This window comes from Streptomyces sp. NBC_00212 (genome assembly GCF_045206365.1).
Classification (GTDB): Bacteria; Actinomycetota; Actinomycetes; order Streptomycetales; family Streptomycetaceae; genus Streptomyces.
Genome location: NZ_CP108115.1, coordinates 3261472 through 3273803 on the forward strand (window position 1 = coordinate 3261472; position 12332 = coordinate 3273803).

The following is a 12332-nucleotide window of genomic DNA, read 5'->3' on the forward strand; positions in this document are numbered from 1 at the left end:
CCGGGTGACCGTCCGGTGTCAGTGCGTACGCGCGGGCCGCTCGGTGCGGCGCAGCAGCGAGACGCCGTCCGCCTCGGCCACCCGTACATATCCGTACTTCGCGAGCGCGAGGGCGTACTCCTGCTCCTGGCGGGGCGCCGGGTAGGGCCAGGTGCCGGGCGGGTAGGGCCAGGACTCCGGCGGGACGCGGTCGTAGGCGATCCACTGGGCCGTCGGGCGCGGGACGGGGCCGTCCGTCTCGTACAGCTTCCAGTGCACCGGGAAGGTCGGGAAGAGGACGACCGTGGTGCGCGAAGTCAGTTGTGGGGCAAGGCGGTTGGAGGCCGCGACGGTCGCGCCGTCGGGGATGCGGCGCAGCAGGGCGCGTACCGCTGCGACGTGTGCGGTGGTGCGCCAGGTGGAGCGGTGGGCGATCTGGGCGAGGGGGAAGGAGGGGATCAGGACGAGCGTCACCGCCGCCGCCGTCACGAGCGAGGCCCGCACGTGGCGCCTGGTCAGCGGGTCGCCCTCGGCGGCGTACGGGCGCAGGGCGTCGGTCAGGGCCGCGAACACGACGGGCATCAGGACGGCCGTGTAGTGGAAGGCGGTCCCCCAGTGGAAGACGTTGGTGGACAGCATCCGCCAGCCCAGCGTGGGCACCGCGATCAGGGCGAGCGGCGAGCGCAGGGCGATGAGTGCGGCCGGCGCGAAGACGAGGACGAGGGTGGTCGCCTTCACCTCGGGGCGCACCGCGTCGAGCGGCGCGAGGGCGAGCGTGGTCAGCAGCGAATGGTGGGCGGGCGCGAGGTTCGCGGCGTGCGCGTAGGTGCCGGACGGGTTGAAGAACGGCATCAGCACCTTGAATTCGAGCGCGCTGCCCACCAGGCCGGTCGCGGCGGCCGCGATGCCGAGCCGGCGCGGGCCCCGCCAGGCGACGTACGCCCCGATCGCGGCCAGCGTGAGACCGAGGTCCTCCTTGACGAGGAGCAGCGGCACGGCCCAGGCGATCGCGCGCCGCCACCGCCTGCGGGCCAGCGCTTCGAGGGCGCAGGAGACGAGCGGGACCGCGAAGCACACCTCGTGGAAGTCGAAGCCGACCGCCGATGCGATGCCCCAGCTCAGCCCGTACGCGAAGGCGACGACGTGGGCGGCCCGGCGGCCGAGCACCCGCGCAGCCTGCCGGGCGAGCGGCACCACGGCGAGCGCGAGCAGCGCGGCCTGCGCGACGAGCAGCGTGTACGGGGAGGGGAAGAGGCGGTAGAGGGGGGCGAGGGCGGCGAGCACGGGGTGGAAGTGGTCGCCGAGGAGGTTGAAGCCGTCGCCGCGCAGGGCGGAGACGGGCGCGTGGAGGTGGGCGTACGCGCGGACGGCCTGCTCGAAGATGCCGAGGTCGTAGCCGGTGGTGCGGACCAGCGCCTGGCGGCGGCCCGAGACGGTCGCGTACAGGAGGAAGAGCGCGGCGGCCCACCCCCACCACAGGAGGGCGGGCCGGCCGATGCGTACGCGAGAGATGCGGGAGAGGGCGGGTACGGGCGTGATCGGCGGCTGCGCGCGCCGCCCGACCCTTTGGTCAGCAATTGTCCCCATACGCCCAGATGCTAAGCAGCCCGGCCGGGCCTCAGCGGCTTCCGCGCCTCGATCAGGAAGCGTGTCGTGTGCGCGACGAAGGGGCCCTCGGCGCGGATCTGCTCGTGGAGCGCCTTCAGCTGGTCGCGGTACTCCTCGACGGTGAAGCCGGGCACCATCCAGATCACCTTGCGCAGGAAGTAGACGACGGCGCCGATGTCGTTGAACTCGGTACGCAGCTTCTCCAGGCGCAGATCGACGACCTCAAGGCCCGCGCTCTCCGCCTCCTTGCGCGCCTTGCCGGGGTCGCGGCCGCCGCGCACCTCCGGCGGCTGCGGTCCCAGGAAGTACTCGACGAGCTCGAACACGCTGGCCGGGCCCACCTGTTGGGAGAAGTACGTGCCGCCGGGCGACAGGACGCGAGAGATCTCGGACCACCAGGTGGTGACGGGGTGCCGGCTGACCACCAGGTCGAAGGCGCCGTCGGCGAACGGCAGCGGGGGCTTGTCCTCGTCGGCGACGACCGCCACTCCGCGCGGGTGGAGCAGTCCGGTGGCGCGGGCGACGTTCGGGGGCCAGCCCTCGGTGGCGACGGCGAGCGGCGGCAGCTGCGGCACGGCGGCGAGGACCTCACCGCCGCCGGTCTGGATGTCGAGGGCGGCAGTCGCCTTGGCCATCCGCCCGGCCATCGCGCGGGCATACCCCCACGACGGCCGCTCCTCGGTGGCGCGGCCGTCCAGCCAGGAGAAGTCCCAGCCGTCGACGGAGACGGACGCGGCCTCGTCGATCAGTTCCTCGAAGGGGCGGTTGTTGTGGTTCCTGATGTTTCGGCCCATGTTGCGGACCCTACGCGGCGGCTCCGTGAGCCACTACCGTTTATCCATGGGCCGATGGAGGGACGGAACGGGCGAGTTGAGCGTGCTCGACGGCGCCGGGACGGCGGTTCCGCTGGAGATCGCGGCGTCCTACCGGGCCCGGACGCGGGGCCTGCTCGGCCGGGACGGCATCGAGGGGGCGCTCCTGCTGACCCCGGCGAGCAGCGTGCACACCTTCCGGATGCGCTTCGCGATCGACGTGGCCCATCTGGACCGCCATTTGCGCGTGATCGCGGTGCGCACGATGGAGCCGGGCCGCCTCGGCGCGATCCGGCCGCGCGCGCGGCACGTGCTTGAGGCGGCGGCGGGCGCGATGGCGGAGTGGGGCCTGCGGCCGGGGTGTCAGCTGATCATCGCAACCGGGCAGGATCTCAGGACTTGAGCTTGGCCGCCTGCGCAACGGCGAGCTGGGCGGGGATCTGTGGCGTGTCGCCGCCGGTGACATCGACGGCGTAGTACGTGACAACAGTGGACCCACTCCGCACCACCTGAAAAACCATGGGCACGGGATCGCCCTGGGCGACCCCCATCAGCTCGTACGCGACGGCCTCGTCCCCCACCTTGGGCGCGGGCAGCTCCTTGACCTCGGTGAAGACGGAGGGCTCCAGGTCGCCGCCCTTGGTCTGGAAGCCGTCGGAGCAGGCGTCGATGGCGGTACGCAGCCGGGCGAGCACGTCGGAGGCCCCGGCCGGATGGGCGCCCAGCACTTCAGTGACAACGGTCTGGTCGGCCTGCCCGTCCTCGGTCGTGTCGACGAGGCGCCGGTAGACGGTCGCGGAGGGGGCGGGCTCGGGGGTGCCGTTGATGACGGACACGAAGGGCATGCACTCGGCCTTGGCCGTACGGGAGCTGCCGGTCGGGGTGCCGCCCTCCAGGGGCTCCGCCGCGAAGTCCTTGACGTCGCCGGTGGCGAGCGCGGCCGCGTTGAGCTGGTCACTGGTGAGCGCGCCGTCGGCCTTGACCTGCGGGGTGGGCCCGCTCGCGCGGGGTGCGGGCGGGTTGGCCCCGCTCGCGCCGGGAGCGGCCGCGGTGTCCCGGACGGAACCTTCCGCCCCCTTGCCCGCACTGGTGGGCCCGCACGCAGCCGCGCCCGCGAGGGCGATGAGACACACCCCAGCCGTCGCCGCACGGCTCCGTACCAGCCTTGGCTTCATACCCAGCACGGTAACAACGACTCCTGTGGATTGCCTGGGTCCCGGACGCCGGGATTCCACCGGTCGCCGGGCAGGCGCCGGGGCGCCATCCCGCCGACGCCTTTCGGCTACCCAGGCATGGATACGGCTCAACTCACCATGCTGGTGGTCTAGTTGGCAATGCTGGGCAGCGCGGCCCAGGTGCGGGTGCCGCCACCCGGCTCACGGGATTCACCGAACCCCCACTCGCCCCCACAGTCCCGCACGACGGCGGCGAGCAGCCGCAGCCCACCCCGCCGCCGGGCGTCACAGGCTTCCGCGAGGCGGGGATGAGCGTGCCGGGCGTGAGCGTCGTAGACGATCAGGCGAAGGGCGGCGTTCCGATGCCGGAGGGAGAGGTAGAGGTCTTGGGAGGGATTCAAGTACGCGGCCACGGCAACCAGTTCGGATGCGGCGAGCACCGCGTCGGGCGCGTCCAGCGCGTGAGCGCGCAGAGCCGATCGGACCGCGCCGCGCGCGATGGCCGCGCAGTGCGGCTCACCGGGAAGGGTGAGGCTGAGCGCGAGGCCCTCCGGGGGTGGGGGGAATGTCATGGGCGCGGGGTGCGCGGCCGGGCAGGCGGTCATGGTGCGGGTGGTGAGCATCTCTGGCTCCCGTGTGCTGGTGGGGGGCAGCGAGCAGTGGCTTGTCTCCCTGGCACGGGCCCACCCCTCCCAGGGGAGGAGCACGCGGGCAGGCTCGCGCGATGCGCTTCCAACTCGCTTGCGTAGTTGGTGCGTTACTCAATGTAGAGCATTAAGGAGTACGTGTACTACCTCTCTACGGAAAGCTATTGATGGACCACCTGGAGTGCGGGCGGCAGACTGGGCGGGACCAGCAGGCCGAGTGGAGGATGCATGCCACCCAGAAGCGCGCCGACCGAGCGCCAACGACGCCTCGGTGCGGAATTGCGGAAGATGCGCATAGCTGCGGGCATGGGCACGGAGGTCGCGGCCAAGCTGCTCGGCGTACCGCGCACCAACGTGCCGAACATGGAGTCCGGCCGGTCCGGCATCAGCGCCGCCCGCGTGCGTGCGCTGGCCAGCAACTACGGCTGCACCGACGAGGCGTACGTCGATGCCCTCGCCGCCATCCCGAGCGAGCGGGACAAGGGGTGGTGGGAGGCCTACCGCGACCGGCTGTCGCCGGCTTCCCTGGACATCGCCGAGATGGAGTGGCGCTCCCCCCGCCTGCGCATCGCGGTCACCATCCACCTCCCGGGCCTCTTCCAGACGCAGGCCCACGCACGCGCCGTCTTCGCCCAGGTCGTCCCCCCGCTCCCCCGGACCGACCTGGAGACCCGGCTGGCCCACCGCATGGACCGCAAGCAGGTCCTGGACAGGCCGGACCCCCCGAAAGTCCAGGCGATCATCCATGAGGCCGCCCTGCGCATGGAGTTCGGCGGCACCGGAACCACCCGGGCCCAGCTTCGTCACATCGTCGAGCTGGCCGAGCGCCCACACCTCTCCGTACGGGTCATCCCGTTCAAGGCCGGAGGCGTTCCCGGCTCCGGCCAGTCCGTCATCTACGCGGCGGCAGCCGTGCCACAGCTCGACACCATCGAGCTGGACACCACGCATGGCGCGGAGTTCCACGACGACGAGGCCCAGCTCACCAAGTACCGCGCTCAGCTGGACGAGTTGGAGTCCCGCGCCCTGTCCCGCGAGGACTCACGCACCTTCATGAGCGACTTGGCCCGCCGACTCTAGGAGCAGGACATGCCCGAGATTGACTGGGAAGAGCCGTACTGCGGCGAGGGAGCGAACTGCTTCCGCCTCGGCGTCGACGGTGACGGCAACGCGTACATCGCGGTCGCCGGCCAGGAGGACCACTACCTCACCGACAGCCGGGACGCCCTGCGGAACCTCATCCGCGACATCAAGGCGGGCAGGGCGGACCACCTGCTGTGAGCGAGGGGAGCGCCACAGGCGAGAAGGCACCCTTCGGAGAACTGCTGCGGACCGCAGAGGAACTGAACACGCCGGACGGCTACAAGACCGAGCTGATCCGGGGGAAGATCACGCTGTCGGCGGGGCCCGAACTCCGCTGTCGTCGCCCGATGTGGCTGCTCCGAGCACAGCTCGAACCCCACGCCCCCGCTGGCCACGACGTAGATGTCGCCCCGTTCCTCTTCACCTTCCCCTCCGTGGCGCGCGCCTACGGACCGGACCTGCACGTCGCAGAGGAGGCTGCTTTCGAAGCCGAGGGGCGGCATGCCGACGGGGGTGCGCTCTCGCTGGTCGCCGAGTTCACGTCACTGTCCACCCGGGACGCCGACTGGGAGGAGAAGGTCGCCGTTTATGGTCAGCTGGTTCCGGTCTATCTGGTGCTCGACATGCAGGCCGCCGAGATCACCTGCTTCTGGGATCCCTCACCCCACGGCTACCGCTCACGGACAACCGCTCCGTTCGGCCGTCCGCTGCACATCCCGGCCCCCTTCGACTTCGATCTGGACACGGCCGCGTTTTCCACCTCCCCGGACAAGGCCGGGGCGAAGGAAGAAGCCCCCTCGTCCTAGCCGCTGCTCCGAGTGAAGCTGACCTCCACCCGACGGTTCTTCTTGCGGCCGTCCTCCGTCGAGTTGTCGGAGATCGGGTAGTCCTCGGCGTAACCCCGGATCTCGAACGTCACGTCGGGGCCCAGCGACAGCGAGAGCGCCTTCTGGACGGCGTCCGCGCGCTCTTTCGACAAGACCACGCCGTGCTCGTGCGTGCCGAGGTTGTCCGTGAAGCCGAAGACCCGGACGTTCGTCGCCTTCTGTTTCTTGATCTCGGCGGCGATGCCCTGGATACGGTCGTTCGCGTCGGGCGACAGGGCCGCGCTGTCCATCGCGAACAGCACCTCCGCCTGCAGCGCGAACGTCACGCTGGTGTTGGTGTCCGAACGCCGCTCCTCGCCGCCCTGGTCCTCGACGATCGACTTGATGTCGAGCACCTTGGGCGCCGCGAGCGTGCCGCCCTCGGGGAGCTTCAGGTTCGGCGACGTCCCGTCGACCTTCATGGACGGGTCACTCGTCGCCTCCGTGCCGGGCAGTGGGGGGCTGCTCGGAGTCTCGTCGGCGTACGCGGTGGTCCCACCGGCGGTCAGGACTAGCGCGGCGGCGATCGCTACGGCTGCGTGCCGGGTTCTGGTCATGGCGTGATCACCCGGAGACGGGAACGGTCATGGTGGGGAAGGTCGGCAGTTGGAAGTCGACTTCCTTGGTGCCGTTGGGTGGGGCGGGGAACTGGGCGAAGAAGGGGACGGTCTGGCCTGCGTCCACACTGGAAATGCCCATCGTGCACAGGCATTTGCCACCCGTGTCGCGGAGTACGTAGTAGCGCTTCTTGCCCACCTTGTCGACGAGCGTGGCTCCGGCCACTGAGTCGCCGCTGGCAAGGACGTCCCGCTCGTTCCCGGCCCAGGCACTCGTGTGGTTGAAGTTTTCGCTGCCCGAATTCTTGAACTGCCCTGACACGGTGATGAACCCGCCCGAGTCACGGGTCACGCTGTTGACCGTGAGCACGACTCCCTCCTGGCCGGTGGTCTCGGCAAGTTTCACCGCGGGGCCTTTCGAGGGAGATCCACCTGGCTGCTGCGCAGTCCCGGACGAGGTCGACTTCGACCGACCGGAGCTGCCGACGGTTGCCTTGTTGTCCTTACCACCGTCGCCGCATCCGGCCGCAGTGAACGCCAGGGCGACCGCCATCGCTGCCGCCACAGCCCCCCTCCGGGCCTTCAACGCCTGCCGAACACTCATAGGTTCATTCCTCTGCTCATCGCTCGCAGTCAGTCGACCAGTTTCACGGTGAAGAGCTTCTCCAACTCGGGCATGGGATCGACGGGCATGTCCTTGCCATCGCACGTGATCGTGACAGGAGGAGGCGTAGAAGACGGCGTCGGCATCGGCGTCGGAATGCTGCCGACCCCTGCGTCGGGCGGAACACTGCACCGCAGCTCGATCATCGCTGTGGCGCTGGCGGTTCCGTGCTCCTGTTCGGTGCCTGGGATCACCGATTCACCCACCGTGTACCGGGTTTGGACGCCCACGGTGAACTTGAACTGGCCGACGCCACCGGGGCGAGGCTCAAACACCGGCAGGTCGGCATGGTTCTTCGCGGCAAAGTTCGCAGCCTCGGCGTGAGCATCCGCGATGACCACGTTGTCCTTGAAAATGCCGTCGAGACCACCGGGTGTCGTGAGCGCCGCCAGGACCTTTGGCCCCAGCTCTTCGCGCGCCCGCTGCGCTGCCGCCAAAGCCGCTGAATCGGCCGCCCCTTGGGCCCCGTTCCGCGTCGCGGAGGCCTGTCCTACCGCGAAGAAGGCGAACGCGAGAAAGAGCAGGCCCGCCACCATCACGACGTAGATGGGGAAGGCCTGCCCTCGGTCCTGGCGGAGGCGCGTGCTCAGCCGCCGGCCTTGACCTTGTCGATCTGGTCCTTGATGCGATCGGTGATCTTGTTGCCGATGCCCGTGGCCATAATCCCAGCGATGATCGCCACCACCACCAAAATGATCCCCAGATACTCGAACGAAGTCTGCCCCCGGTCCCGGCCCCGGCCGGCGCCCGACGACGCGTACCGGTGTCGGACCCGAGTGATCGCCGTGTCCCTCCAGCCGCTCACCCGTACCTGCGCAGCGACGGCGGTCTTCAGCAGCGTGTCCTGCGGCATTTCGCGGCTCTCCTCCGGTTGCGGCATCACGTCGTACGTCATCGGGAACGTAAGGCGGGATCGCGGACGCCACCGAGGGCCCAGGGGCCCAAATCCGGGCCCAAGTGCGGGACTTACGCATGGGCCACCCCCAGCCAGCGGGCGATCGCCGCGCTGCGGGTCGTGGCGTGCAGCTTGGCGAAGATGCGGTTGATGTGGTTCTTGACCGTCTTCTCGCTGATGAAGCACGTGGCCGCGATTTGCTGATTGCTCATGCCCGCCGCGATCAACTCCATCACCTCGGCCTCCCGCGAACTCAGCCTGAAATCTTCCCTGTTGCGCATCGACACCGCTCGCTGTGCAGTTGAAGACTGTGCCACAATCGGTTGCAGTTGCGAAAGGGATTGCGCGGAAATGGCAGCTGGCAGGTCCGGTTGCTCGCGTACGTGGGCCAGGAGGGCGTTCGCCGCCGTGGCCGTGAAGGCGGCCCGGCCCTGCCTCATCCCCCGTACCGCCGACGTCAGTTCGTCCGCAGTGAACTCCCCGTGGACCAGGTAGCCCCCGGCTCCGAGCCGCAGCGCCTCCCGCACGATCTCGCTCTCCCTGCTGTACGTCAGCATCATCACGGGGGCCAGGCCGACCAGGTACGGCAGCGCCGCCATGCCGTCCACGCCCGGCATGCGGACGTCCAGCAGGATCACGTCCGGGCGGTGGCGCACCGCCGCCTCGTACGCCTCGCGGCCGTCCGCCGCTTCCGCCGCCACCTCGATGTCGTGGCGGCCGTGCAGCAACGCGGCAAGGCCCGCACGTACCACCGGGTTGTCGTCCGCGACGACTACCCGCAGTGGTCCCAGCGGGTCACTCTCCCCGGCCTTGTAGGAGATTCCGTTCGGCATGACACCCCCTCTCATGGAGTTCCCGAGGTTGGATTCATCAGTAACTGGCCGCCGTTCAGGTGGAGTTCCACGCGTACCTCCGTGCCCGTCGGCGCTGTCCCCCGGCCCACTCTGATCCGCGCCCCGATCGCCGCCGCCCGCTCCACCATGCCCACCAGGCCGAAGTGGCCCGTGCGTTTCAGGTCGTCGAGGGTGGTGCCGGGGGGCAGGCCCCGGCCGTTGTCGTGGATGCTGAGGCGGAACATCGCACCCTCGACGCCCGCCTCCACGTCGATGCGGGCCGGGCCGGCATGCCGGTGGGCGTTGTCCATCGCCTCGCTCGCGATCGTGACCAGTTGCCGAGCCACCGCCGCCGGGACCGTCGGCCCCGGGCCGTCACCCAGCACCCGCCACCCCGCCCCCGATCCCGTCCGTCGCGTGAAGTCCCTTACGGATAAAGACAGTTCGTCCAGTACGTCCACCGTCCCCGGCGTCCGCCTCAGGTCCGCGAGGAGCTCGCGGGATTCCGCTGCCGCCCTGCGCGCGGCCCGGGCGACCAGTTCGGCCTGGTCGCGGACCGTCAGGGGGTCCACGCGGTCCGCCGACGCCGCCAGGCCGTCGGCCGCCAGGGCCAGGCCGTGCAGGGTCTTCGCCACCGAGTCGTGCATGTCGCGGGCCAGCCGCGCCCGCTCCTCCTCCACCGCATCGTGCACGGCGAGGCGGGCCCGGGTCTCCGTCAGCGCCTGACTCGCCGCGCCGAAGCGGAACAGGAGGTTGCGGATCGTCACCCCCACCGCCCCCGCTATCACGCAGAAGCCCGGCAGCAACAGGGCTGATGCGTCGGCCAGTTGATGCCTCGGGCCCGTCGCGTACACCACCGTCAGGATCGTCACCTGGAGGCCCGCGAAGACGCCCGCGCCCCGCCAGCCGTACACCAGGCCGGCGAGCAGCGGGGTGCAGATCGTGACGTAGCCGAGGGGGGATTCCGGGGTCGCCGTGATCAGAAGCAGTGCGCCGAACACCGCGTCCACCGCGAGCAGCCAGGGATGGCGCAGGAGCAGCGGGCCGAAGCGTTCCCAGTCGCGGAACAGGACGTACGAGCCCATGAAGGTGCCCAGTACCGCCGCGCCCACCAGGAGGCCCGGAGCGCCCTTGGCCGCGCCCGCGAGGGCGAACGGGGCGCCTATCGCGATCATCGCCAGGCGGAAGCCGAACACCTGGCGGCACATCGCCTGGAGTGCGTTGATCTGGAGGGTGAGGGTGGGAGGAGGGACCGATGCGACTGCCCTGCGGCGGGTCGGCATGCTCAACCCCCTTATTCCTGCGGCCAGTTGGAGGGTCACTTCGGGCCTCCCAGGAAGCCCCCGAAGTCCAGATTCGCCCCGTACACGAAGCCGACGCTGAGCAGGATCAGCGTGCCCGGCAGCAGGAACGTCGTCACCGCGAAGGTGGCCTTGGGGACCGCTCGGGCCGCCTTGCGGCGGGCGTTCTGCGCGTCCGTGCGGCGCATGTCGGCGGCGATCGCTATCAGGGTGTCGACGATCGGCGCGCCCAGTTCCTCGCCCTGCTGGAGCGCGGTCACGAACATCGCGACCTGCTCGGAGTCGTTGCGCTTGCGCAGTTCCTCGAAGGCCTGGCGGCGGCTGACGCCCATGTCCATCTGGCGCAGGGTGATGCGCAGTTCGTCCGCCCAGGGCCCTTCGTACTTGTCGGCGACCCGGTCGAGGGCTTGGCGGAAGCCGAGCCCTGCGCTGACCACGACCGCGAGTACGTCGAGGAAGTCGGGCAGGGTGCGTTCGATGTGGTCGCGGCGGACCCGGACCGCCGACCAGATGCCGACCTCGACCCAGAACAGGGCGAAGGCCACCATCACCAGGGCGATGATCCAGTGCCCTTCGAGCAGCATGATCAGCGCGGCCGCCGCGCCGAGCATCCCGTACACCGCGCGCCGGGCCGCGTACCGGTCGACGGTGAGGCCGCCCGGGTTGCCCGCGAGGTCGATCTGGCGGCGCTTCCTGCCGACCCGCTCGGGGCCCATCATCCGCAGCACGGCCGGCGCCCACCGCATGCCGAGCCGGTCGACGGCCGAGCCGACGGCGGTGGTGCGCGTCGCGCCGACCTCCAGGGCCACGGAGAGGTCGCTCGGGAGCTTCACCTCGGCCCGGTACATGCGGATGCCGAGGAACATCCCGTACACACTCAGGCCCATCAGGGCCGCGAAGAGCAGTCCCATGTCTCGCTCACTCCCCTCTCTCCAGCCAGGTACCTGGGTTCATACGTCGATGCGGGACAGGCGGCGGACCACGAAGAATCCGAGGGCGTACAGGGCGATCGAGATCAGCACCGCCGCCTGGCCGAGCAGGGCGCCCGTCATGCGGTCCAGCGCGCCCGGCATCACCGCGTTCAGCATGAGCAGCGCGGCGATCCCGAAGCCGGGCACGGCGTACGCGGTGACCGTCACCTGGGCCAGCGTGGTGCGCACCTCGCGCCGGGTCTCCTTGCGCTCCTCCAGCGTGGTGGTGAGGTTGCGCAGCGAGCTGACGACCGTGCCGCCCGCACGGTTGGCCAGCACCAACGTCGTTACCAGGACGACCAGTTCGCGGGAGGGAAGCCGGTCGGCGAGTTCGCCGAGTGCGTCGTCCAGGGACTCGCCCATGGCGAGCCGGTCGGTGACCCGGCCCAGTTCCTCGCCCGCCGGGGCCTCCATCTCCTCGGCCGCCATGGCGATGGCGGTTCGCAGCGCGAGGCCGGCCTGGGTGGCGTTGGCGAGGATGCGGGACAGTTCGGGGAGCTGGTTGATGAAGCGCTCGATGCGTTTCTGGCGCTGCCAGTCGAGGAACGAGTTGGCGCTCCACAGGCCGGCGAGCCCGGCCAGCGGGCCGAAGAACGCGGCGAGAACCGATGCCGCGATCAGCCACAGGGCGGCCACCCCGGCCAGCATGTACACGAAGAACTCGCCGGGGGTCAGATCGAGGCCGGTGGCGGCCAGCTTCAGCTCGATGCGGCGGCCCAGTGTCGTACCGCGCAGTCTGCGGTCCAGGGCCTGGAACGGGCGGTTCCGGCCGGTCGGGTGCTGGGCGCCCGGGTTGGTGAGCCGGTCGATGAGGGCTTCGCGCTGGGCGCGGCCCGCCCCGTAGGAGCGCAGCCCCAGGACCGCGAGCACCCCGGCGAGCAGAGTGACGCCGAGCGTGAGGAAGGAGAGGTTCATCTGCGCGTTCCCAGTCAGTTGGCGTG

At 70.3% G+C, this 12332-nt stretch carries 16 protein-coding genes; 4 read left to right on the top strand and 12 right to left on the bottom strand.

Going from position 1 to position 12332, the window contains the following annotated elements; genetic code table 11:
* Nucleotides 1–18: 18 nt before the first annotated feature.
* Nucleotides 19–1566: a DUF2079 domain-containing protein gene (locus OHA17_RS14670; RefSeq protein ID WP_406507029.1), complete on the bottom strand. Its 1548-nt coding sequence runs from the start codon at nucleotides 1564–1566 to the stop codon at nucleotides 19–21.
* An 11-nt stretch (nucleotides 1567–1577) separates the two neighbouring features.
* The gene (locus OHA17_RS14675) at nucleotides 1578–2381 is read right to left on the bottom strand and encodes a class I SAM-dependent methyltransferase (protein ID WP_398876483.1); all 804 of its coding nucleotides are present in this window, start codon (nucleotides 2379–2381) and stop codon (nucleotides 1578–1580) included.
* Nucleotides 2382–2427: 46 nt separating this feature from the next.
* Between OHA17_RS14675 and OHA17_RS14680 the strand changes: the two genes are divergently transcribed.
* Nucleotides 2428–2802, top strand: a complete 375-nt coding sequence (locus OHA17_RS14680) for a DUF192 domain-containing protein (RefSeq protein ID WP_406507030.1) — start codon at nucleotides 2428–2430, stop codon at nucleotides 2800–2802.
* On the opposite strand, the gene OHA17_RS14685 is transcribed toward OHA17_RS14680, so the two are convergent.
* Nucleotides 2792–3574 carry a hypothetical protein gene (locus OHA17_RS14685; protein WP_406507031.1) on the bottom strand — a complete coding sequence of 261 codons (783 nt, stop codon included), beginning with the start codon at nucleotides 3572–3574 and terminating at the stop codon, nucleotides 2792–2794. The two genes, OHA17_RS14680 and OHA17_RS14685, sit on opposite strands and share 11 nt — an antisense overlap.
* Before the next feature lie 149 nt (nucleotides 3575–3723).
* Nucleotides 3724–4197 carry an ATP-binding protein gene (locus OHA17_RS14690; RefSeq protein ID WP_406507032.1) on the bottom strand — a complete coding sequence of 158 codons (474 nt, stop codon included), beginning with the start codon at nucleotides 4195–4197 and terminating at the stop codon, nucleotides 3724–3726.
* Nucleotides 4198–4449: 252 nt separating this feature from the next.
* Between OHA17_RS14690 and OHA17_RS14695 the strand changes: the two genes are divergently transcribed.
* From OHA17_RS14695 to OHA17_RS14705, 3 genes are read left to right on the top strand one after another with little or no spacing between them, the layout of a single operon-like run.
* Nucleotides 4450–5301: a helix-turn-helix domain-containing protein gene (locus OHA17_RS14695; protein WP_406507033.1), complete on the top strand. Its 852-nt coding sequence runs from the start codon at nucleotides 4450–4452 to the stop codon at nucleotides 5299–5301.
* 9 nt (nucleotides 5302–5310) lie between these two features.
* Nucleotides 5311–5502, top strand: a complete 192-nt coding sequence (locus OHA17_RS14700) for a hypothetical protein (RefSeq protein ID WP_053726292.1) — start codon at nucleotides 5311–5313, stop codon at nucleotides 5500–5502.
* Complete coding sequence (locus OHA17_RS14705) at nucleotides 5499–6110, top strand: Uma2 family endonuclease (RefSeq protein ID WP_406507034.1); 612 nt, start codon at nucleotides 5499–5501, stop codon at nucleotides 6108–6110. Before OHA17_RS14700 ends, OHA17_RS14705 begins: the two co-directional genes overlap by 4 nt.
* Here the strand turns inward: OHA17_RS14705 and OHA17_RS14710 are convergent.
* The 8 genes from OHA17_RS14710 to OHA17_RS14745 form a co-directional block, all read right to left on the bottom strand.
* Nucleotides 6107–6727 carry an OmpA family protein gene (locus tag OHA17_RS14710; protein WP_398876491.1) on the bottom strand — a complete coding sequence of 207 codons (621 nt, stop codon included), beginning with the start codon at nucleotides 6725–6727 and terminating at the stop codon, nucleotides 6107–6109. The two genes, OHA17_RS14705 and OHA17_RS14710, sit on opposite strands and share 4 nt — an antisense overlap.
* 7 nt (nucleotides 6728–6734) lie before the next feature.
* Nucleotides 6735–7133 (bottom strand): hypothetical protein, encoded by a 399-nt coding sequence (locus OHA17_RS14715; protein ID WP_406507035.1) that lies wholly within the window; start codon nucleotides 7131–7133, stop codon nucleotides 6735–6737.
* 227 nt (nucleotides 7134–7360) lie between these two features.
* The gene (locus OHA17_RS14720) at nucleotides 7361–7981 is read right to left on the bottom strand and encodes a pilus assembly protein TadG-related protein (protein ID WP_406510714.1); all 621 of its coding nucleotides are present in this window, start codon (nucleotides 7979–7981) and stop codon (nucleotides 7361–7363) included.
* Nucleotides 7978–8286 (bottom strand): hypothetical protein, encoded by a 309-nt coding sequence (locus tag OHA17_RS14725; protein WP_406510715.1) that lies wholly within the window; start codon nucleotides 8284–8286, stop codon nucleotides 7978–7980. Before OHA17_RS14725 ends, OHA17_RS14720 begins: the two co-directional genes overlap by 4 nt.
* 71 nt (nucleotides 8287–8357) lie before the next feature.
* A complete protein-coding gene (locus OHA17_RS14730) occupies nucleotides 8358–9119 on the bottom strand; it encodes a response regulator (RefSeq protein ID WP_406507036.1) in 762 nt (253 codons plus the stop codon).
* 11 nt (nucleotides 9120–9130) lie between these two features.
* On the bottom strand, nucleotides 9131–10402 hold the full coding sequence (locus tag OHA17_RS14735; protein WP_406507037.1) for a sensor histidine kinase: 1272 nt from the start codon (nucleotides 10400–10402) through the stop codon (nucleotides 9131–9133).
* A gap of 35 nt (nucleotides 10403–10437) precedes the next feature.
* Nucleotides 10438–11331: a DUF5936 domain-containing protein gene (locus OHA17_RS14740; RefSeq protein WP_406507038.1), complete on the bottom strand. Its 894-nt coding sequence runs from the start codon at nucleotides 11329–11331 to the stop codon at nucleotides 10438–10440.
* A gap of 39 nt (nucleotides 11332–11370) precedes the next feature.
* On the bottom strand, nucleotides 11371–12306 hold the full coding sequence (locus OHA17_RS14745) for a type II secretion system F family protein (protein ID WP_406507039.1): 936 nt from the start codon (nucleotides 12304–12306) through the stop codon (nucleotides 11371–11373).
* Nucleotides 12307–12332 lie beyond the last annotated feature (26 nt).